General features: G+C 44.6%; 1 protein-coding gene. It reads right to left on the reverse strand.

The genetic code is table 11. The features are described 5' to 3' along the window. Positions 1-61 precede the first annotated feature (61 nt). The coding region (locus tag AC1DVH_RS32345) for a penicillin-binding transpeptidase domain-containing protein (RefSeq protein ID WP_477757202.1) at positions 62-659 on the reverse strand (598 nt) is incomplete at its 5' end.

Below are 659 nucleotides of genomic sequence, written 5' to 3' on the forward strand. Positions count from 1 at the left end.
CATCAGTTCAGTGTGATTTTATATAAGATGACATCCCTGTCATCGCTTACGAAAAAATCAGTTATTGAGTGACAACCGCTTGAGCGGAAGGTAATGCCCCAACCGCCTTCAATAGCATCCTGCCAATTTCTTCTCTTTTGGGAGCATCGGCCATTCTATTAGGCGTGTCGATATTCAAAGCAAAGAAAACCGGGCCTGTTGGCCATTCTATCCAGCCGACCCACCAACCTACTTGGCTCCCAAGCCCGGTTTTAGCGCGAATAATCCATTCACGCCCTGCTTCAATCACCATGATGTCTTTTGTCAAAAGTTGGTGTTCAACCTTGAAAGGCAGTTCATTCCTATAAAGCTTTTCAAGAAAATCGATCTGCTCCTGCGCTGAAACTTCCAGCCCACCGTCAACCCAGTAATCACGCTTTTTTACGCTTGCATCTTGATTTCCGTAGCTTATACTTTGCAAGTAACTTGTTGCTTTGTCCTTGCCGATTTCTTTTGCAAACCCACGATACACCCACAAGGCGGAGTGCCTCATCGCAGATCTTAAATTTTGGTCTGCATTATGGGAAAGAATTTCGTGTTTCTCTCCGCCCCATTTAAAGACCTGAAACTCATCATGAACAACGCCAGAATCAAGAGCGAATAGCGTATGAGGTATTTTA

This window comes from Pseudomonas sp. P4_C3 (assembly GCF_056402075.1).